Source organism: Phytohabitans houttuyneae (assembly GCF_011764425.1).
Classification (GTDB): domain Bacteria; phylum Actinomycetota; class Actinomycetes; order Mycobacteriales; family Micromonosporaceae; genus Phytohabitans; species Phytohabitans houttuyneae.
Genome location: NZ_BLPF01000001.1, coordinates 1,326,957 through 1,347,538 on the forward strand (window position 1 = coordinate 1,326,957; position 20,582 = coordinate 1,347,538).

The 20,582-nt window shown below is 70.5% G+C and carries 16 protein-coding genes; 4 read left to right on the top strand and 12 right to left on the bottom strand.

Going from position 1 to position 20,582, the window contains the following annotated elements; translation table 11 throughout:
• Nucleotides 1-458: 458 nt before the first annotated feature.
• The 11 genes from Phou_RS06165 to Phou_RS06215 form a co-directional block, all read right to left on the bottom strand.
• Nucleotides 459-1,397: a fibronectin type III domain-containing protein gene (locus Phou_RS06165; protein ID WP_173054321.1), complete on the bottom strand. Its 939-nt coding sequence runs from the start codon at nt 1,395-1,397 to the stop codon at nt 459-461.
• An 83-nt stretch (nt 1,398-1,480) separates the two neighbouring features.
• Nucleotides 1,481-3,589 (bottom strand): ThuA domain-containing protein, encoded by a 2,109-nt coding sequence (locus tag Phou_RS06170; protein WP_173054323.1) that lies wholly within the window; start codon nt 3,587-3,589, stop codon nt 1,481-1,483.
• Nucleotides 3,590-3,597: 8 nt separating this feature from the next.
• The gene (locus tag Phou_RS06175; RefSeq protein WP_173054325.1) at nt 3,598-6,498 is read right to left on the bottom strand and encodes a carbohydrate-binding protein; all 2,901 of its coding nucleotides are present in this window, start codon (nt 6,496-6,498) and stop codon (nt 3,598-3,600) included.
• A 331-nt stretch (nt 6,499-6,829) separates the two neighbouring features.
• Nucleotides 6,830-7,003 carry a hypothetical protein gene (locus Phou_RS06180; protein WP_173054327.1) on the bottom strand — a complete coding sequence of 58 codons (174 nt, stop codon included), beginning with the start codon at nt 7,001-7,003 and terminating at the stop codon, nt 6,830-6,832.
• A 1,573-nt stretch (nt 7,004-8,576) separates the two neighbouring features.
• On the bottom strand, nt 8,577-9,539 hold the full coding sequence (locus Phou_RS06185) for a glutamate ABC transporter substrate-binding protein (protein WP_173054329.1): 963 nt from the start codon (nt 9,537-9,539) through the stop codon (nt 8,577-8,579).
• Between the two features lie 71 nt (nt 9,540-9,610).
• On the bottom strand, nt 9,611-11,398 hold the full coding sequence (locus Phou_RS06190) for a discoidin domain-containing protein (RefSeq protein ID WP_218578803.1): 1,788 nt from the start codon (nt 11,396-11,398) through the stop codon (nt 9,611-9,613).
• Nucleotides 11,398-12,363 (bottom strand): substrate-binding domain-containing protein, encoded by a 966-nt coding sequence (locus tag Phou_RS06195; RefSeq protein ID WP_173054331.1) that lies wholly within the window; start codon nt 12,361-12,363, stop codon nt 11,398-11,400. Before Phou_RS06195 ends, Phou_RS06190 begins: the two co-directional genes overlap by 1 nt.
• Nucleotides 12,360-13,382: an ABC transporter permease gene (locus Phou_RS06200; RefSeq protein WP_173054333.1), complete on the bottom strand. Its 1,023-nt coding sequence runs from the start codon at nt 13,380-13,382 to the stop codon at nt 12,360-12,362. The genes Phou_RS06195 and Phou_RS06200 overlap by 4 nt, the downstream gene beginning before the upstream one ends.
• Entirely contained in the window at nt 13,379-14,866 is a 1,488-nt protein-coding gene (locus Phou_RS06205) for a sugar ABC transporter ATP-binding protein (protein WP_173054335.1), read from the bottom strand. The genes Phou_RS06200 and Phou_RS06205 overlap by 4 nt, the downstream gene beginning before the upstream one ends.
• On the bottom strand, nt 14,863-16,263 hold the full coding sequence (locus Phou_RS06210) for an aldehyde dehydrogenase family protein (RefSeq protein ID WP_173054337.1): 1,401 nt from the start codon (nt 16,261-16,263) through the stop codon (nt 14,863-14,865). Before Phou_RS06210 ends, Phou_RS06205 begins: the two co-directional genes overlap by 4 nt.
• A 37-nt stretch (nt 16,264-16,300) precedes the next feature.
• Nucleotides 16,301-17,068 carry an IclR family transcriptional regulator gene (locus Phou_RS06215; RefSeq protein ID WP_173054339.1) on the bottom strand — a complete coding sequence of 256 codons (768 nt, stop codon included), beginning with the start codon at nt 17,066-17,068 and terminating at the stop codon, nt 16,301-16,303.
• Nucleotides 17,069-17,226: 158 nt separating this feature from the next.
• On the opposite strand from Phou_RS06215, the gene Phou_RS06220 reads away from it, so the two are divergent.
• Together Phou_RS06220 and Phou_RS06225 are read left to right on the top strand one after the other, a co-directional pair.
• Nucleotides 17,227-17,799: an MBL fold metallo-hydrolase gene (locus Phou_RS06220; protein ID WP_173054341.1), complete on the top strand. Its 573-nt coding sequence runs from the start codon at nt 17,227-17,229 to the stop codon at nt 17,797-17,799.
• Nucleotides 17,796-18,422: an NIPSNAP family protein gene (locus tag Phou_RS06225; protein ID WP_173054343.1), complete on the top strand. Its 627-nt coding sequence runs from the start codon at nt 17,796-17,798 to the stop codon at nt 18,420-18,422. The genes Phou_RS06220 and Phou_RS06225 overlap by 4 nt, the downstream gene beginning before the upstream one ends.
• Here Phou_RS06225 and Phou_RS06230 read toward each other — a convergent pair.
• Entirely contained in the window at nt 18,419-18,772 is a 354-nt protein-coding gene (locus Phou_RS06230; protein WP_173054345.1) for a winged helix-turn-helix transcriptional regulator, read from the bottom strand. The genes Phou_RS06225 and Phou_RS06230 overlap by 4 nt on opposite strands.
• A 74-nt stretch (nt 18,773-18,846) precedes the next feature.
• Here Phou_RS06230 and Phou_RS06235 point away from each other — a divergent pair, with 74 nt between their 5' ends.
• On the top strand, nt 18,847-19,719 hold the full coding sequence (locus Phou_RS06235) for an imine reductase family protein (RefSeq protein ID WP_246273300.1): 873 nt from the start codon (nt 18,847-18,849) through the stop codon (nt 19,717-19,719).
• Nucleotides 19,716-20,465, top strand: a complete 750-nt coding sequence (locus tag Phou_RS06240; RefSeq protein WP_173054347.1) for an SDR family oxidoreductase — start codon at nt 19,716-19,718, stop codon at nt 20,463-20,465. The genes Phou_RS06235 and Phou_RS06240 overlap by 4 nt, the downstream gene beginning before the upstream one ends.
• The last annotated feature ends 117 nt before the right edge of the window (nt 20,466-20,582 follow it).

Consider the following 20,582-nt stretch of genomic DNA (forward strand, 5'->3'; position numbering starts at 1 on the left):
TCGGGCGATTTGTCACTGCTCGACTTTCGGAGTTTCGTCGTCTGATGAGAGCTGCCGCTGTACCCGCGGTGCCGCCTCACCCTCCGCGGTCGCCTGCTCAACCCAGGAGCCCGCTCCGGCAGATCTTGGCAAGTTAGCGTCGAAATAACGCGCAAACTCACCAAGATTCGAAGCTCACACCGCCGGCACCTGATCGACAGTCACAGACCGCGACGGCGGCGCCGGACTGCGGGCGGACTCGCGCGCAGACGCCGTGCTGGGAGGACACCGAAGCTGTCGCACGGGAAGGAACCCCGACTCCGAAAGTCGAGTCACAGCAAACAACCATGATCACACCGAAGGGCACGAGCGAGGCGCACTCGACGGTGTGGCGTGGCCCGTGGTCCGCGGGCCAAGGGTGGACAGCCGGCCGCCTTCGAACCTCTGGCCCCGCCCGGCGGCGTCCCAGTGATCTTCGGTTAGAGAGGAGCGCAGGGCTGGCCGTTCAGGCGGATCGCCGTCGGTGGCGCCGCCGGGCCGGACGTGATGATTTGGAACGTGCGGGTGCCGCGGCCCAGGCCGCCGGCCCAGCCTTCGTACCACAGCACGACCTCGTTGCCGACCTGGTGCCAGGCCAGGTCGAAGCTCAGCGTGAACGTCTGGCCCGGCGCCAGCGTGAACCTGATCGTGTAGACGTCGAGGCCCACGCCGGTGTTGCTGAGCGTGATGGTCGTGGCCGTGGAGCGAGCCGCGCAGGTGGTCAGGGGGTGCGGGGGTGTACGGAAGGTGACCGGCGGGGAGGGTGCCGACACGTTGCCGCTGTGGTCCTGCGCCACGATGTGGTACCGGTAGTCGAAGTCGGGCAGCAGCCGCTCGCGGGTCCACTGTGTCTCGGTGATCGTCCCACCGGCGCTCTCGACCCGGCCGTCCTGGCGCGTGCGGTAGACGTTGTACGCAGCGATGCCGAAGTTGTCCGTGGACGGTGACCAGGCGAGCGTGGCCCGGTTGGCCTCGACCGACGTCGCCCTGAACGCGCCGGGCGTGGTCGGCGGCGCGGTCTCGGCCGGCGCGCGCGGCGTGCGGAAGGTCAGGGCGGGCGAGCGGACCCCGTTGCTGGTCTGGTCGCCGGTCTCCACGAAGTACGTGTACTGCGTGTCGGGCGTGAGCAGCGCGAGCATGATGGACGTGCCGTAGCTGGCGTTGACGAAGGTCTCCTGCCCGCCGCTGACCCGGTAGATCCGGTAGTACGTCACGAGCGGGGTGGTGTTGGGCGGCTGCCAGGTGAGCGTCACCCGCGTCGGCCAGACGTCGACCACCGTGGGGGGACCGGGGAAAGTGACCGGCGACGCGGCGAGAGCCGGGGCCGGCACCGCGAGTGCGAGCGCGAGCGCGAGGAGCACGCTGAGACGGCGAGCCATGTCCACCATCATAGATGAGCATCAATGGGGCGGGACGGCCGCCGCGACACTGCGGCGGCCGTCCCGGGGTGGGGTGAGAAAGGTCAGCTCGGTATCGTCCACCGCTGGCTGGCGGCGGTACCGCAGGTCCACAGGTGCACGACCGTGCCGTCGGCCGAGCTGCCGCCGGCGATGTCGAGGCACTTGCTCGAGCTCGCGTTCACGAGCGTGCCGTTGGCCTGCGGCGCCCAGTTCTGCGCGCCGGTACCGTTGCACGTCCACAGCTGGATCTTCGTGCCATCGGCGGTGCCCGAGCCGGAGACGTCCAGGCACTTGCCCAGTGCCCGCAGCGTCTGCCCGTTCCGGGTGAACGCCTGCGCCGTCCCGCCGTTGCAGGTCAGGATCTGCATCTGGGTACCGTCGGCGGTGCCGCCACCCCGCACGTCGAGGCACTTGCCGCCCAGGCCGACCACCGCTCCGGTCCCGGGGTTGGGGTTGGCCGACTTGACGAACGTGAAGTCGTCGACGTCGAAGAGGCCGCCGCCCGCGCCGGTGAAGGTCAGGTACACGTTCGCGTTGCCGGTCGGCACGCCCGACAGCGACGTGCTCACCGTGGCGAACGTGTTCCACCCGCCAGTGTTCGGCACCGCGACCGACCCGAGGATCGGCCCGGTGGTCGAGCCGGTGCGCACCTGAAGGGCGCCGCCCGGCCCGCCGGACACCACGCGCGCCCGCAGCGAGGTGGCGCCGCCGACGTTCACGTTGTTGTACGCGGCCCAGTCGCCCTGCTCGATGTACCCGAGCGTCTGTCCGTTGTTGGCGCCCGTCTTGCCGACCGCCTGCACGCCGCTCTGTGAGCTGAACGACTCGGCCTGCACGGTCACGTCACCACCGACCGGAGGCGTGCCGAGGTCCTTGATCCGGATGTTGCGGAACGACACGTCGTCGCCGGTGCCGTGGTTCTGGATGCCGATGTAGCCGTCCAGGTTGCGGGTCGCGGTGGTGTTTGTGAAGTCGTTGACCAGCGTCCCGTTGAGGTACACCCGAAGGCGCTGCCCCTCGACGAGGATCTCGTACGTGTTCCACTCCCCCGCCCGGTTGAGCGCGGCGTCGCGGGCGGCGAGGTTTGCCGACTGGAAGCCGTAGATCGCGCCGGTCGTGCGGTCGGCGGCGTCGGTCGGGTCGATCTGGATCTCGTACCCGTTGTTGACCGCCGAGTTGGGGTCGGTGGAGGACGGGAAGCCGACGAAGATGCCGGAGTTGTCGTCACCGGCGAGCCGCCAGTCCAGCTTCAGCGAGTACGACGTGTACTGCCGCTGGCTGTACCAGAAAAGGCCCATGCCCCCGACGGAGGTCAGCGTGGCGTCGGAGTTGGTGAAGCTGCCCGGCCCGGCCTGCGACCACCCGGCCGTCGATCCATTGTAGAGGGTGGTGTAGCCGGTCTCCGGGCGGCAGTCGGCCTGCGAGCGGCCGGCCGCGTACCGGATGCCGCCGAGCAGATGTGCCCGGAAGTTGGCCTCCGCGTAGGAAGCCTGCGTGTGGCCGAGGCCGGTGTAGAAGGAGCGGCCGCCGCCGAACGTCTTGCACCAGGTGATCGGGTGGTCGGCGCCCATGCCGCCACCGGAGTACGAGGACTCGTCGAGGTTGGCGAGCACCTTCGCGCTGGTGCGGGGGTTGGTGCGGTAGTTGTACCACTCGTCGGTGCGGGTCCAGGTCTGCGGCAGGTGGCCGGTGGCCGCGTAGCCCCGGCTCTCCACCCGGATGTTGGCCTGCTGGATCGCCGGGTGGGAGGCGAAGTAGCCGCCCACGAGGTTGCCGTAGAACGGCCAGTCGTACTCGGTGTCGGCGGCCGCGTGGACGCCAACGTAGCCCTTGCTGGTGGCGATGTACTGCTCGAACGCCGTCTGCTGGGTGGCGTTGAGCACGTCGCCGGTCGTGGAGAGGAAGACGACCGCCTCGTACTGCGCGAGGTTGGCGGTGGTGAACGCCGCCGCGTCCTCGGTCGCGGTCACGCTGAAGTTGTTGGCCGCGCCCAGGTCCCGGATCGCCTGGATCCCCTGCGGGATCGAGTCGTGCCGGAAGCCGGCCGTCTTGGAGAAGACCAGCACGTCGTAGCGGGGGTCGGCCGGGTTGGCCACTCCCGGGGTCGCCGGGGTGGTGCAGGCGATGACCGCGAAGAGCGCGGTCGCCGCCCCGATGAACGTCTTACGCATCGCCACTCCTAAGAAGGCAGGGTCCACTGCTGGTTGGCCGCGCCGCTGCAGGTCCACAGGTGTACGACCGTGTTGTCCGCCGAACCGGTGCCGGAGATGGTCAGGCACTTGCTGGAGTTCGCGTTGACGAGCGTGCCGTTGGCCTGCGGTACCCAGTTCTGCGCGCCGGTGCCGTTGCAGGTCCAGAGCTGGATCTTCGTGCCGTCCGCCGTACCCGCGCCGGAGACATCCAGGCACTTGCCGAGCGCGCGCAGCGTCTGCGCGCTGCGGGTCCACGTCTGCGCCGCGCTGTTGTTGCAGGTCAAGATCTGGATTTGGGTACCGTCGGCGGTGGCGCCGCCGCGTACGTCCAGGCACTTGCCGCCGAGGCCCGTGATCCGTGAGCCGCCGGTGCTGCCGCCCGTCACGAACGTGAACGAGTCGACGTCGAACAGCGCGCCCGCCCCGCCGGCGAAGGTCAGGTACAGCGTGGTGGTACCGGCCGGCGGGTTGCTGATCGTGCCGCTGACGTTTGCGAACGTGTCCCAACTCCCCGTCGACGTCACCGTGGCGGAGCCGAGCACCGTGCCCGTCGGCGAGCCGGCCCGCACCTGCAACGTGCCCCCGGCGCCGGCGGAGGAAACCCGCGCGGTGAACGAGGTGGCGTTGCTGATCCGGTACGGGTCGAACGCGATCCAGTCGCCGTTTTCGATGCTGCCGACCGTGTACCCGCCCTCGGCCGTGGCCTTGGCGTGGGTACCGATGCCGGACATCGTCTTGAAGTGCTCCGCCTGCCGCTTGCGCGGCTGGAGGACGTGCTGGGTGTGCGTGGTGATCCCGCCGTTGTCGGTGTACTCGGCGTCGAAGATCCCGAAGATGTTGGCGGCGTCGTCGTGCTCGCCGTCGACCGGGATCGTGATCGAGCCGGTGCAGCCGGTCTGCGAGGTGATCTGGTGGCCATGGCTGTCGTGGCCGAGGACGTAGGTCATGCGCACCCGCGCGCAGTTGATCGTGCCGTCCTCGGTGTCGGCCACCGAGATCGTGAACGGCACCGTGTCGCCGAACGAGAAGAGCTGCCCGTTCGCCGGCGTGGAGATGGTGACCCGCGGCGCGGTGTTGCCCACGGAGATTGTCACGCTGTCCGAGCCGGTGGCGCCCTGCGGGTCACGGACGGTGAGCGTCGCCGTGTACGTGCCGTTCGTGCTGTAGGTCTTGCTCGGGTTCGCGGCCGTCGAGGTCGTGCCGTCGCCGAAGGCCCACGAGTACGTGATCGCGCTGCCGTCCGGGTCGGACGAGCCCGCCGACGAGAACTGCACGGTCAGCGGCGCCGCGCCCGAGGTGGGGTTGGCGGTGGCGTTCGCGATCGGCGCGCGGTTGCCGCCGGTACCCACGTAGTCGTAGCGGTACAGCGCCGAGTTGGCGTCGCCGCCGAACCAGCCGGTGCCGTAGTCGAGGACGTAGAGGGCGCCGTCCGGGCCGAACGCGGAGTCCATGATCTGGGTACCGGTCCACGGGAACGTCTCGATCCCCTGTATCGCGCCGGTGGAGCTCACGTGGATCGGCTTGATCCAGCGCCGCCCGAACTCGGTGGCGAAGAACTGCCCGTCGAACCCGGAGGGGAACTTGGTCGTGGACGGGTTGGCCGCGTCGTACCGGTAGACAGGTCCGGCCATCGGCGACTCGGAGCCACCGCCGAACTCGGGGGGCGTGCCGGCGTCACCCGCGTACCGGATCCAGGCCGCGCGGGCGGCCGGGAGCGTGCCCTGCCCGGTGTTGCGGAACGAGTTGTTGGTCGGGCCGCCGGTGCAGTTGAACTTGGGCCCCGTCGCGTTTGTCGCGAAGTTCCACTCGTTGTACGTCTCGGTGGACGTGTTCGTGCCGGTGCAGTAGGGCCAGCCGTAGTTGCCCGCCGAGGTGACCCGGTTGAACTCGACCTGGCCGCTCGGCCCGCGCGTGGCGCTCGTCGTGCCGGCGTCCGGACCGTAGTCGCCGACGTAGACCACGCCGGTCGCCTTGTCCACGCCGATCCGGAACGGGTTGCGGAAGCCCATCGCGTAGATCTCGGGACGCGTGTTGGGCGTGCCGGGCGCGAAGAGGTTTCCGGCCGGGATCGAGTACGAGCCGTTGGCGTTCACCTTGATCCGCAGGAGCTTGCCGCGCAGGTCGTTGGTGTTGCCCGCGGACCGCTGCGCGTCGAAGACCGGGTTGCGCTCGGTCCGCTCGTCAAGCGGCGCGTAGCCGGCCGAGTCGAACGGGTTGCTGTCGTCCCCCGTGGACAGGTAGAGGTTGCCCGCCGCGTCGAAGTCGATGTCGCCGCCCACGTGGCAGCACATGCCGCGGTCGGCGGCGACGTCCAGGATGTTCACCTGGCTCGCCATGTTGATCGTGTTGTTGCTGTTCAGCGTGAACCGCGACAGCCGGTTGACCCCCTGCCACGTCGCCCACGTCGCGGCGGTACCGCTCGCGGGCGCGTCGCCGGCCGGGGTGGACAGCGGCGGCGCGTAGTACAGATAGATGAACCGGTTGGTGGCGAAGCCGGGGTCGACGCCGACGCCCTGCAGCCCTTCCTCGTCGTGCGTGTACACGGGGATGGTGCCGATCACGCTGGTGTTGCCGGCCGCGTCGGTGCGCCGGACGGTGCCGTTGCGGGCGGTGTGGATGACCGAGCGGTCCGGGAGCACGGCGAGCGTCATGGGCTCGCCGACCTCACCGACGCCGCTGGCCAGCGTCACGCGCTGGAAGTCCGCCGCGTTGATCGGGTGCGCCTGCGCCGGGGCCGCGGTGGTCGCGACGGAGATCGCCGCGCCGGCGGCGACGAGAAGAGCGGCGGAGCCGGCCGCCTTGAGTCTGGTGGCCGTGCGCGCGCGGCGGTGCCTCCGGGCGCGCGGGATCGACGGCGCGGGGCGGCGCCGGAAGTCCAGGATGGACATGGTGGTGGGTTCCCTCTCCTGACGTTTGCCAGGCAAGGGCGCGCGCCGTCGCGCCGGATGCCGGTGGGGGCGGTGGGCCGACGCGAGCACGGTCGCTCGCGCCGTGAGGCTAACCGCGCCGTCGGTTACCTCGGCGAAACAGCTGTGTCGTGGTCGTCACATTAATTCGTAAACCTAGATGTGTCCATACTTTCCAGTGCCACGACCCATACTTTCGCTCGTACGGCGAAAAGTTCCGCTCCCAGCGGCGCTGATCTCGTCGGGCGCGGTGCCCGCACACAACGACGGGAGCCGCGCCTGGCAAGGCGCGGCTCCCGTTTACCCCCGATCGCTACCGGGCGTGCGCCGCCACGGGCTGCCCACGCACCGGCGCTTCCTGACGCGCGCGGCGGGCGCGGCGCGCCCGGCGGGCGGTGGCGAGCAGGCGCTCGCGGTCTGCCTCGGCGATCAGCTCACGCTGGCGGTCGTGGGCCTGGGCCAGGACGAGGTCCGGGTGCATCATCATCGCTCTGTCTCCCTTGTGTTCACTGCTTTCCGCTGATAGATCAATCTTCGGCGGACGAGGCAGCGGCCACATCGGGAGCGCTTACCTATCTTGAGCGGCCCGGGACCTTACGTACGCCCCGCAATGCCTTACGCACGTGCCCCGGACCACATAGGTATACCTACAGCCCACCCGCGATTGCACTCGAGCCGGACGTTTTGCCCAGCGCGCTCAGCGCCCGCGCGTCGCGTTCAGCCAGCAGGTGCCGACTCCTCGATCGACGTCAACCTCGGGCATCGGCGAGTCGACCGTGGCGTTTGTGAGCTGCCGCTGTGCCTGTTGCCGCTGTGCCCGCGGTTGCCGCCTCACGCTCCGCGGTCGCCCAGCAGGGCGCAGGCGAGGTTCGCGAAGGCTGGGAAGTGATCGGCTTTGCGGTCGTAGCGACCAGCAGCCGGATCAGGAGCTGGGAGTCGTGGGTGTCGCGGCGGAGATCAGGCAGGCCAGCGGCACAGCGCGGCGGTCACACAGTACGTGGATCTTGCTGCCGGATTTGCCACGGTCGACCGGGTTTGGCCCATTCAGATCCCTCTTTTGCGCCCGGACCGCGATCGAGTCCACGATCGCCCTGGACCAGTCAATCTCGCTGACCAAGCCCAACCTATGCAGAAACTGCTGATACAACTGTTCCCACAGCCCAGCGGCCGTCCACTCAGTGAACCGGCGGTGCGCCGTCGAACGGGAGATCCCGAACACCCGCGCAGGCAGCTTCCACCACGAACAGCCCGCCGCCACCCTGCCGACGCGGCGCCTTGACCGGGATCAACGGCTGCGCGACTTGCCAGAAGCATCCGGCGCCCAGGTACGGACCATCTCCTCCACCGTGGAAGGAAGATCATGCCGCAGGTCACACCACTATCCATCTAGGACTCGGTCTTAGATGTGAGCTATCGCCATGCTCGCGGTTTGCCGCCTCACCTTCCGCAGTCGCCCGGCTCAGGCCAGGAGCCAGTTCCGGCAGATCTTGGCAAGTTAGCGTCGAAATAGCGCGCTAACTCACCAAGATCTCGAAGCTCACACCGCCCGCACCTGATCGACAGTCACAGACCGCGACGACGGCGCCGAACTGCGGGCGGACTCGCCTTACCCCGTAAAGCCGGCCACTGCGGCGCGGACACCGTGAGGTGGGAAGACACCGGAAGCTGTCGCACGGGGAAGCAATCCAACTCCGAAAGTCGAGTTGCCCCTGGAAGGGCCAAAAGAGTCCACGATCGTCACGGATCAACTCGATCATGGGATGAGAACCGATTGGACCGGGCCTGCTGGGTGGTGAGGTGGTCGCGGCGGTCCGCGCCGAAGACGCGTTCCTTGATCACTGTCAAAGTAGCCAGTCATCCCGCTTGCACCTGGTGCATCGCACGCCCACGAGCACCCACCCGACGAGCGGTAGAGCTGGGCGCATTAGTGCGCCCAGCTTGAGAGGCTCCCGCGACCGCGGAGGGTGAGGCCGCGGGAGCAACGGTCCGGACCACCGCGGACATCGCGGTAGCTCAAAATCTGGTGAAAGCCCCCCGACGCCCGCGACGAAAAGCGGCGGTCAGTCGCGGTAGCGCGGTGTCGGGGCGGTCTCGGCGGTGCCGAACCAGCGGCGGTAGCTGGCCGTCCACGTGCCGTCGGCGCGCATGCGGTCGAGGACCGCGTTGACGAAGCGGACCAGGTCGTCTGCGCCCTGGGGCATCGCGATGCCGGCCGGGTCGTCGGTGATCCGGTCGCCGACGATCCGCGTGTTCGGGTCCTGTACCGCCAGCGTGGCCAGCAGCGTGTCGATGCTGGAGATGGCGTCCACCTGATGCTGCTGGAGCAGGACGAGGCAGTCGACAAGCAGCTGCGACGACACGGCGATGGGGCGGGACGGCGCGCGCTGGAGGTTGGGGATGCTGCTGCTGCCGCTTGTCGCGCAGACCTTGCGGCCGCCCAGGTCGGCCAGGCCGCGGATGCCCGAGCCCTCGCGCACGAGCAGGCGCTGGCCGGACGAGAGGTACTCGGTGGAGAAGGAGACCTGGCGCCAGCGCTCGCAGTTCATGGTCATGGTGCGGATGACCATGTCGACCTCGCCGCGCTGGAGGACGGGGACCCGGTCGGCGGTGGTGATCGCGCGGAAGTGGATCGCGTCCGGGTCGCCGAAGAGGGCGGCGGCGACTCGCCGGGCGATGTCGATCTCGAAGCCGACGAGGTTGCCGGTGATCGGGTCGCGGTAGCTGAACCGGTAGGCGTCCTGGTCGATGCCGACGACGAGCCGGCCGTCGCGCACGATCCGCGCCATCGTCGAGCCCGCCGGCATGCGACCGGGCGGCGGCAGCGCACCGCGCGGCCGGAGGCTGGCCCGCCGGTCGCAGCCGATCGTGGCGTCGGCGGCCGCGCTGGCCGGTGGGGCCGGGTCCTGGATGCCGACGGGGCGGGGCGCGCCGGCGTCGACCTCGGCCGACCGCGGGCCCGGTGCGGCCGCGCAGCCACCGAGCAGGGCGGCCACGAGCAGCGGTACCAACCCGGGGGCGCGCACGCCGACATCGTGCCAAAGGCGGTCCACTCCGGCCGCCCCCGTGGCGCGGCCGGAGTGGGGTCTCGGGAGGGTCAGCTCGCGTACGCCTCCAGCTCGAAGATGCGCGCCGCCCGGTCGCTGTCGTTGGTCGGCGTGATCACGTTGACCCGGATATGTCGCGCGCTCACCGGCGTGATCGTGTGCGTCGTGACGTTGGCGGTGTTGCCGCGCACGGTCGCCACCGTCGACCAGGTGTTGCCGTCCTGGCTGACCTGGATGTCGAAGTCGCGGGTGTTCCAGGCCGCCTTCTCACCGCCCGCGCCCGAGTGCCGCACCACGAACCGCCCCACCGTCTGCGCGGACTGCAGGTCGACCCGCAGCCACTTCGTCGCGCCCAGCGAGCACCACTTGTCGGCGGTGCCGCCGCTCCAGCTGCCGTTGACCGCCTTGGCCGGCGCCTCGGCCGTCGCGCACTGGCTGTCAGCGGTGGCCGGCCGGTTCAGCGCCAGGTTGGTGCCGCCGGACGGCGACGGGACGTACAGCCGCACGTCGGTGAGGCTCGCGCTGCCCTCGTACACGTTCGTGTAGAGGTCACCGATCACGAACCAGTCGGGGTACGCGGAGCCCGCCGGCCACTGGTTGGGCCACGTGGTGCTGCCGTTGTAGTCGTTCTGCACAAGGTTGCCGTTGAAGCGGCCGTCGTACTCGCTCGCCTTCACGTTGTAGTGCCAGATCGGCGCGTTGTTCACCACGAACGGGCGGTGGAAGCGGATGGTCTTCTGCCCCACGCGGGCGAAGTTGCCGCTCGCCTCCAGCACGTATCCGGTGGCGTCCCGCTCGATGGCGAACGTGTAGAACGTGTTCGGCATCAGCTCGGGCTGCAGCTCGGCCGCCGAGGAGAGCTGCTGCTCGGCGACGCCGCCCGAACAGTTGGTCATGAACCACTGGGAGTTGCCGGCGAGGCTGCCGCGGCCCGGGTTCCAGTTGGGCATGCCGCTGATCCACATGTTGAGCGTGTTGAAGTTGCTGTCGCGGTAGTTGTAGTACGTGTTCGCGTTGGAGTCGCACACGCGGCCGCCGGTGCCGCTGCCCACGCGGTCGGGGTGCTGGGAGAAGGAGTCCATCAGCACCTTGCGGCGGTAGTGCCAGAAGTGGTTGTTGCGCGGCGCCGGGTTGGCGAAGTCCACGATGGATAGGAAGTGGAAGCCGTTGTACCCGTACGTCCCGCGCCGCACGTCCTGCCACTCGCAGTACGGCACGGAGGCGTCGCCGCTCCACCCTGGACTGTCCGAGCCCTCACCCCACGGGTGCTGGGTCTTGCAGCCGGTGTTGGAGTAGCCGTTGGTCCGCCCGTTGTACTCGATCGTGCCGTTGCGCTTGCCGCCGAAGTCGAGCGTCTTGAGCTTGTACTCGACGCGGTAGTAGTCGGGCAGCTTCTGGGTGGGGCGCAGGATGACGCCGCCGGTGTGGTCGGGCACGTTCATGCGGGCCACGAACTCGCTGCCCAGCGCCTCCCGGGTCAGCGAGGGCGGCGACTCGATGACGCCGTCCTTGTTCCAGTCGCGCGCGGACAGCGAGGCGGTCAGCCACCCGTTCTGGCCGATCTGAAACTCCTTGCGGTACGTGTGGAACGAGTCGAACGCGGTCTGCCACGCCGGCCCGTAGTCGTTGCGGTACCACTGCCCGTTGTCGTCCATGACGGTGTCGAACGGGTTCGCGTACGTCTCGCGCACCCACGAGGAGCCGGTCGGCAGCGCGTTGGCGAAGTTCTCGCTGTACAGCAGCGTCCACCCTGGACGGACGGGGTCGTCGGCCGAGGCCGGTGTCGGCGCGAAGAGGCACGTGGCGAGCAGCAGGAAGACAGCCAGCCGGGCGCGCATCAGAAGGCACCGTTCGGGTCGAAGTACTGTGACGCGTTCTCCTTGGTGACGCGCGGCGACGGTACGACGGTGTCCTTCTCCACCTGCTTGCCGTCGAGGATCTCCACCGCCCGGTCCAGGCCCATGCTGCCGATCTGGTCGGCGTCGTTGAGGCCGGTGACGACGAAGTTGGTGCCGTCCATGATGGCCTTGAGCGCCTCGTTCTGGCCGTCCACGCCGGCGATGATGATCTGCTTCGCCTTGCCCGCGTCGGCGATCGCCCGCTGGGCGCCGAGGCACATCGCGTCGTTCTCGCAGAAGACGGCGGCCAGGTCGGGGTTGGTGGCGAGCAGGCTCTCCATCACGGTCAGCCCGCCGTCGGAGCCCCAGTTGCCGAAGTCGGGCGCCTCGACAAGCGTGATGCCGGCCTTGCCCTGCAGCACGCCCTTGACGCCGTTGGTGCGCGCGAGGCCGATGCTGTTGTCCGCCGGGCCGCCCTTGATGATGCCGACCTTGCCGCCACCTGCCAGCTTCTCGGCCAGAAACTCGCCGTCCTGCCGCCCGATCGCCTCGTTGTCCGGGCCGATCCAGCTCGTGTACTCGCCGGTCGCGAACTTGCGGTCCACGAGCACGGCCGGCTTGCCCGCCGCCTTGATGGAGTTGAGCACGGCCGGCGCGGACTCCAGGGGGCCGCCGGAGATGATGACCGCGTCGACGTTCTTGCTGAGCAGGTCCTCCACATTGGAGGCGAGCTTGGCCGCGTCACCGTTCGCGTCGGTGCTGATGATGTCGACGTTGCCCTTCTTGGCGGCCTGCGCGGCGATCGCCTTGTCCATGCCGCTGAAGTACGGGCCGCTGAGCATGTAGTTCGCGACGCCGATGGTGTAGCGGCCGTCGTCGCCTCCGCCTTCCGAATCGGACGTGCAGGCGCCGAGCACCAGCGCGCTGCTAACGAGCACCGCGCCGAGCCATTTGCGTGGTGTCATGTCAGGTTTCTCCCGGGGGTTCGTGACGTGCGCTGGACGAGAATCACGGCGATGATGATCAATCCCTTGAGAACCTGCTGCCAGAAGCTCTGCACGCCGTAGAGGTTGAGCAGGTTGTTGATCACCACCAGGACCAGGACGCCGCCGAGGGTCGCCTTCGCGGACCCGCGTCCACCGGCGAGGCTCGCCCCGCCGATCACGCACGCGGCGATCGCGTCGAGCTCGAACGCCACCCCCACGCTCGGCTGGGCGATGCCCACCCGGCTGGCGAGGATGACGCCGGCGAGCCCGGCGCAGGCGCCGCTGATGGTGTAGGCGAGGATCACGTACCGCCGAACGTTGATCCCCGCCAGCCGCACCGTCTCGGCGTTGCCGCCGATGGCGATGATCGAGCGGCCGGCCGGGGTGCGCCCGAGGAACACCCCGCCGGCCAGAAACACGGCCAGCATGATGAGCGTGCTGACCGGGATGGGGCCGAGCAGCGCCGAGCCGAGGCGGAAGAACGCCGGGTCCTCGGGCGCGATCGGCACCTCGGAGTAGACGAACGCGAGGCCCCGGATCGTGGTGAGCGCCGCCAGCGTCACCACGAACGGTGCCAGCCCGAAGCGGGCCACCAGCGTGCCGTTGATCAGTCCGAAGAGGATTCCGCTGGCGACGCCGACCGCCATCGCGGCCGGGATCGGCAGGCCCGACACGAGGCCGGCCGTGACGATGCCGGCGAACGCGACCACCGAGCCGACCGACAGGTCGATCCCGCCGGTCAGTATCACCACCAGCATGCCGAACGCCAGCAGCCCGGTCGTCACCATCTGCTTGAGCAGGTTGGTGAGGTTCGTCTGGGTGAAGAACGTGTCGGAGGTCAGGGCCGCGACCACGAGCAGGACCCCCACCAGCGCCGCGAAACCGGCCTCCGCGGTGACGTCACGGCCGCGGATCCTCAGGCGGGGCATCCGGTACGCGCGCCGCGGCTCGCCCTCCACGGACCGCGACTGCGCTGTCGGGGTGAGCTGGTCTGTCATGCGGCCTGTCCGATCGAGTACGCGAGGACCTCGTCCTCCGTGGTGCGGTCCGGGTCGAGCTCGCCGGTGATCCGGCCCTGGTTCATGACCAGCACGCGGTCGGTGGCGCCGAGCACCTCGGTGAGGTCGGAGGAGATGAGCAGCACCGCGAGGCCGGCGCGGGCCAGGCCGTCGACGATGCGGTACAGGTCGACGCGGGTGGCCATGTCGACGCCGCGGGTGGGCTCGTCGAGGATCAGCACCCTCGGCTCGCGCAGCAGCCACTTGGCGAGCACGGCCTTCTGCTGGTTGCCGCCGCTGAGCGTGGCGACCGGCATGGCCGCGCAGTGCGGCGGCTGGATGGCCAGCCGCTCGATCATGCCGGTGACCGCGCGCCGCCGCCGGCCTGCGTCGATGAGCCCCGCGCGTGTCGTGGTGTGCATGGTGGCGAGCGCGATGTTGTCGCGCACCGACATGCCGGGGACGAGGCCGGTGCGCTTGCGATCCTCGGTGACCAGCGCCATCCCGGCGGCGACTGCTCTCCTCGGATCGCGCAAGCGCACCGGGCGGCCCTCCAGCCGCACCTCCCCGGCGGCCGGCTGGGTCGCGCCGAACAGGCACTGGGCCAGTTCGCTGCGCCCCGAGCCGACCAGCCCGAAGAGGCCCACGATCTCCCCCGCCCGCAGGGTGAGCGACACCCCGCGGAACTCACCCGGCCTGCTCAGCCCGCTCACTTCCAGCCGGGCGGCGCCCGGTGCGGGCCGGCGGTCCGGGTAGATCTGCTCGAGCCGGCGGCCGGCCATCAGCCGGATCAGCTCGTCCTCGCTCGTCCGCGCCGGCACGGTGGTGGCCACCACCCGCCCGTCCTTGACGACCACCACCGACGTGGCCAGCTCAAGCACCTCGGCGAGCCGGTGCGAGACGTAGATGACGAGCGTGCCGCGCGCGGCCAGGTCGTGTACCAGGGCGTAGAGGCCGTCCAGGTCGCTGCCCGCGAGCATGGCGGACGGCTCGTCGAGGATCAGCACCTTAGGCTCGCTGACCAGGGCCTTCGCGATCTCGACCATCTGCTGGCGCGCGACGGTGAGGCGGCCGGCGGGCGTGCGCGGGTCGATCGCCCCGAAGCCGATCCGCGCCAGCAGCGCGCCCGCCCGCGCGTGTGCCGCCGCCCAGTCGATCAGGCCGGCGCGGCGCGGGAAGTCCCCCATCAGCAGGTTTTCCGTGACGGACAGCTCGGGCACCAGGCTCAGCTCCTGGTACACGGTGCGGATGCCGTGCGCGTGCGCGTCGTGCGGCGAGCGCAGCTCCACTGTGGAGCCGTCGAGCCGCAGCTCGCCGGCGTCCATCGACTCGGCCCCGGCGAGGATTCTGATGAGCGTGGACTTGCCCGCCCCGTTGGCGCCCACGACGGCGAGCACCTCGCCCGGCCGCCCGTCGAGGTCGACGCCGTGCAGCACCTCGACCTCGCCGAAGCTCTTGCGGACGCCCCGAAGCGACAGGCTCATGCGAACGCGTCCATCACGACGATGGTCTTCTGCCGGGTCAGGTCGAGGAGGGTGTCGTGCAGACCCTCGCGGTACCCGCCGGTGTCCTTGGTGCCGCCGAAGGGCAGGTTTTCCGCGCGGAGGGCGGTCGAGCCGTTGACGATCACGCCGCCCACGTCGAGCTGCCGGGCCAGCGTGAACGCGCGTGAGATGTCCCGGGTGAAGACGGCCGCCTGCAGCCCGTACGGCGACTCGTTGGCCATCCGCACCGCCTCGGCGGGGTCGGTGAAGCGGGCCACCGGCGCGACCGGCCCGAAGATCTCCTCGGCGAACGCGGGGCTGCGCGCGGGCACGTCCACCAGCACCACCGGGTCGACGAACGCGTCCCGCCGCCCGCCGCCGGCCACCAGCCGCGCCCCGTCGTCGACAAGGCGGCCGACCGCCACCGCCACCCGCTCGGCGGCCTCGGTGGCGATGAGCGGGCCGACGTCGGTGGACTCCAGCAGCTGGTCGCCGACGCTCAGCTTCGCGGCCTGGTCCACAAGGGACGCCACGAACGCGTCGTGCACGCCGTCCTGCGCGTACACGCGCTTGACGGCGCAGCAGATCTGGCCGTTGCCGCGCGCCAGCCGCCCGAGCACCACGGCCCGCGCGGCGGCGTCGACGTCCGCGTCGTCGCAGACGATGAGCGCGTCGTTGCCGCCCAGCTCCAGCAGCACCTTCTTGAGCGTGTCCGCACCCCGGCGGGCGATCTCCCGGCCGGCGGCGGTGCTGCCGGTGAGGCTGACCGCGGCGATGCCGGGCAGCTCGGCGAGGAGCTGGGAGACCTCGACGCCACCGGGCACCAGCTGGTGCGCACCCGCGGGCGCGCCGGCCTCGGCGACGATCGCGGCGATCCGCACCAGCGCGAGCGGGCAGCGGGCCGGCGGCTGCACGAGCACCGCGTTGCCGGCGGCGAGTGCGGCGGCGGCCTTGTGCGCGTACAGCTCGACCGGGTAGTTGAACGGGACGAGCGCGGCCACCACACCCAGCGGCTCCCGCACGGTCACGGCGAGATGGCGCTCCAGCCCGGGCACCGCGTCGAGCGGCACCTGCCGTCCGAAGACCCGGGTGGCTTCCCCCGCGTACCCCCGGAAGATCCGGATGGCCGCGTCCACCTCGCCGAGGGTCTGGAGGATGGGCTTGCCGTTTTCGGCGGCGAGCAGCCGCGCGAGGTTGTCCCGCTCCCCCTCGATGGCCGCGGCGATGCGGGTGAGCAGCGCGGACCGTTCGTGAGCGGGCAGCGCGCCCATCTCGCGCTGCCCGCGTCCCGCGGCCTGGACGGCGGCGGCGACCCGCGCGGCGTCGAAGGCCTCGATCTCACCCAGCACCTCCCCGGTGCCGGGATTGCGCACGGTGATGGTCTGCTCGGCAGGCATGGTGAACTCCTCGGCGTGATGGGGCGGTGGTGGCTCGTCAGCGACGGGCCGGGTACCCGATGCGTCGGCCGATCTCGGCCGCGATGGCCACCGCCCGAGGCACCAGGCGGTGACAGTCGTCGATGCTGAAGCGGTGTGCCGGCGCCGAGACGCTGAACGCGCCCACCGGCTGCCCGAGGGCGCTCAGGATCGGCAGGCCGACGCAGCGCACCCCCAGCTCGTTCTCCTCGTCGTCGATCGCGAAGCCCTGCTCGCGCACGCGGGCCAGCTCGGCGAGGAGCGCCGCACCGGTCAGCGTGTACGGCGTGTGCCGCTCCTGCGGGCCCGCGAGGATCTCGGTCCGGCGCCGCTCGTCGAGCACCGCGAGGACCGCTTTTCCCATCGAGGTGCTGTGCATCGACGCGCGGCTGCCGATCCGCGAGACGAGCCGCACCGACTTGGCGCTCTCCACCTTGTCCACGTAGACGATCTGGCCACCGACCGGGATGCCGAGGTGCACCGTCTCGCCGCTGATCTCGACGAGCTCGGCCAGGTAGGGCCGCGCCGCCGCGCGCAACCCGTCTTCGTGCAGGTGCTGGCCGGCGAGCGAGATCAGCGTGATGCCGAGGTGGAAGTTGCCGGCCGCGTCCCGCTCGAGCACGCCGAGCTCGAGCAGCGTGGTCGCGTACCGGTGGGTGGTGCTCACGGCGATGCCGGCACGCCCGGCCAGCTCGCCCAGGGTGACGCCGGCACGCCCCGCTTCGGAGACGGCGCCGATCAGCTCGAACGCCTTCTCCACACTGGACGATGTACGGCCGCTCTTCATCCGAGTAACTCGAATCCATTTCGATGCGTGCATGCGGGTACCGGCGATGTTGCGCCGCGCAAAACGATTTGTCAATCCATCCGATGTTTGGCAGAAATCCCGCGATCGTCGTCAGTCCTGCCACTGTCCCGAGGGCTCGACCGGGGCAGGCTTGACCCATGATCAGCGACCGCCCGCGAGCCGCCACGGCGAGCTGGACGGTGCTGCACACCGGGTACGGCGAGCGCGAAGTGGCCGCCACCGTCGGCTTCGTCCGGGACGGCGACACGCTCGTCGTGACCGACCCGGGCATGGTGCGGGACCGCCGGCTCATCCTCGACCCGCTCCGCGACCTCGGCGTGGCGCCCGAGGACGTGACGGACGTCGTGTTCAGCCACCACCACCCCGACCACACGCTCAACGCGGCGCTGTTTCCGGCCGCCCGCTTCCACGACCACTGGGCGATCTACGCCGGGGACCGGTGGGAGTGGCGGGACGCCGAGGGGTACGAGCTCACGCCGGCCGTCAAGCTGATCCGCACGCCCGGCCACACGCCGGAGGACATCACGACCCTGGTCGGCACCGCGGACGGCGTGGTCGCCTTCACCCATCTGTGGAACACCGCCGACTCGGCCGGCGACCGCCACGCCACGGACCTCACCGCCCTGCACGCCGGCCGGCGGCGCGTCCTGGGCGTGGCCGGCATCCTGGTGCCGGGCCACGGCCCGGCTTTCCAGATTGGACAGTCATGATCTACGAGTTGCGCCAGTACACCCTCTGGCCCGGCGAGCGGGAGACGCTGATCGAGCTGTTCGACCGCGAGTTCGTGGAGAGCCAGGAGGCCGCCGGAATACGGGTCGACGGCCAGTTCCTCGACGAGGACCGCCCGGACCACTTCGTGTGGGTGCGCAGCTTCCCCGACATGGGGCGGCGCACCGCCGCGCTGACCGCCTTCTACGGCGGCCCGGCGTGGCAGGCCCACCGCGACGCCGCCAACGCCACGATGGTCGACTCGGACGACGTGCTGCTGCTCAAGCCCGCCGGCCCGGTGTGGGAGCTGCCCGCCGAGCGCCGTCCACAAGGGACACCGGCGGTCCTCACCGCGTCGATCGCGCACCTGCCGTCGCCCGTGACCCAGGACTTCCGCGACTTCTTCGCGGCCGAGGTGGCACCGCTGGCGCCGGTCATCGCCCGCTTCGAAACCGAGTACGCCGAGAACACCTTCCCCGACCTGCCCGTGCGGACCGGCGAGCACGTCTGGGTCTGGTTTACCCGCGGCGACGTCTCACCGGGCGTGCCGGCGCTGGAGAAGTGGCTCACCGGGCCCGTGCAGACCCTCCGCCTGACCCCGACCGCCCGCTCACTGCTGCGCTAGGACGCGGTCGCGGGGCGGCGGGTGGCGGTGATGCGGGCCATGTGGCGGTCGCCCCAGTCGCCCAGCGGCAGAAGGGCCTTGTTGAGCGACTCGCCGAAGTCGGTCAGCGAGTACTCCACGCGGGGCGGGACCTCGCGGTAGATCTCGCGGTGGACGAGGCCGTCCGACTCCATCTCGCGCAGCTGCTGGATGAGCACCTTTTCGCTCACGCCCGGCAGCGACCGGCGCAGCTCGGCGAAGCGGTGCACGCCCGCGTGCAGCTCCCACAGGATCAGCGCCTTCCACTTGCCGCCGACCAGGTCGACGGCCGCATCGAGACCGCAGCTGTACGGCCCGCGCTCCTTCGCCACACTTACCTCCAGGTAAGTACCCCACAAATTTGTCAGTACTTGCGGATTCTACCGCCACGACGAAGCCTGGGTGGGTGACCAAAAACCTCACTCCCGTAACCGTGGTCGGGCTCGGCGACATGGGGCGCGCGCTCGCGGCGGCCTTCCTCGACGCCGGCCATCCGACCACCGTCTGGAACCGCACCCCGCACCGCGCCGACGACCTCGTCCGCCGGGGCGCCACCCGCGCGGCCACCGCCGCCGACGCGGTGCGGGCGAGCCGCGTCGTCGTGGTCTGCCTGCTGGACTACCCCACGGTCCGCGAGGTGCTCGCCCCAGCCGGTGGCGAGTTGGCCGGCCGCACGGTCGTCAACCTCACCAACGGCACCCCCGCACAGGCCGCCGAGGCCGGCGACTGGGTGCGCGGGCTCGGCGCCGACTACCTCGACGGCGGCATCATGGCGATCCCGCCGATGATCGGCCAGCCCGGCGCGCTGATCCTCTACAGTGGATCGAAGGGTGCCTACGAGGCCGAGCGCGAGCTGCTGGAGCGGCTGGGCGGAAGCCGCTTCCTCGGCACCGACCCGGGCGCGGCCGCGCTGCACGACCTGGCGCTGCTCGCCGGCATGTACGGGCTCTTCGGCGGCTTCCTCCACGCGGTGGCCATGGTGGACGGTCCGGCGCGCGGGTTCACCGACGAGCTGCTGGTGCCGTGGCTCACCGCGATGACCGGGGTGCTGCCCGAGCTGGCCGACCAGATCGACGCGGGGAAGTACACGGCGCAGAGCGCGAACCTCGCCATGCAGGCGGTGAGCCTCGCGAACATCACCACGGCCACGGTGGACCGCGGCGTCGACCCCGCGCTCCTCGCGCCACTGCGCGCGCTCGCCGACCGCCGCGTCTCCGAGGGCAGCGGCGGCGACGACATCTCCACGCTTGTCGAGGGCCTCAGGGTGGGTGCCCGATGACACGGTTCGAAGGGGTGCGGGCGGTCGTGACCGGCGGTACCCACGGCATGGGCCTGGGTGTCGCGGAGGCGCTGGCCGCCGGCGGCGCTCAGCTGGTGGTCACCGGGCGCGACGAGGCGAGGCTTGACGCGGCCCGCCGCTCGCTCGGCGGTGCCCACCTGGTGCGCAGCGACGCCGCCAGCCTGGCCGACATCGACGCGCTCCGCGAGACGGTGGCGCGGGCGCTCGGCCGGATCGACTTCCTCTTCGTCAACGCGGGGGTGGCGACGCTGGAGCCGTTCGAGGCGGTGAGCGAGGCGTCGTACGACCGGATGTTCGCCGTCAACGCCAAGGGCGCGTTCTTCACGGTGCAACGGCTCGCGCCGTTGCTGCGCGACGGCGGGTCCATCGTCTTAACCTCCTCGGTGGCGGACGAGGGCGGCGAGCCGGGCATGACCGTCTACTCAGGATCGAAGGCGGCGCTGCGCTCGTTCGCCTCTGGCTTCGCGGCCGAGCTGATGCCGCGCGGCATCCGGGTCAACGTGGTCAGCCCCGGCTTCATCGACACGCCGACGATGGGCGTGGCGTCGGCGACGCAGGAGGAACGGGAGGCGTTCCGCAAAATCGGCGACGAGGTGACGCCCATGCGCCGCCACGGCTCGGTCGCCGAGGTGGTGTCGGCGGTGCTGTTCCTCGCCTTCGACGCCACGTACACGACCGGCGCCAAGCTCCGCGTCAGCGGCGGCCTGGGCGAAGGCATCACCTAGAGACTTTCGCGGTCAGGGTGAGCTCTTCTGGAAAGTTCAACTCGAACGAGATGTGAGCTGCCGCGATGTCCGCGGTGGTCCGGACCGTTGCGCGGGGCCCCCGGGGAAACGTGGAGC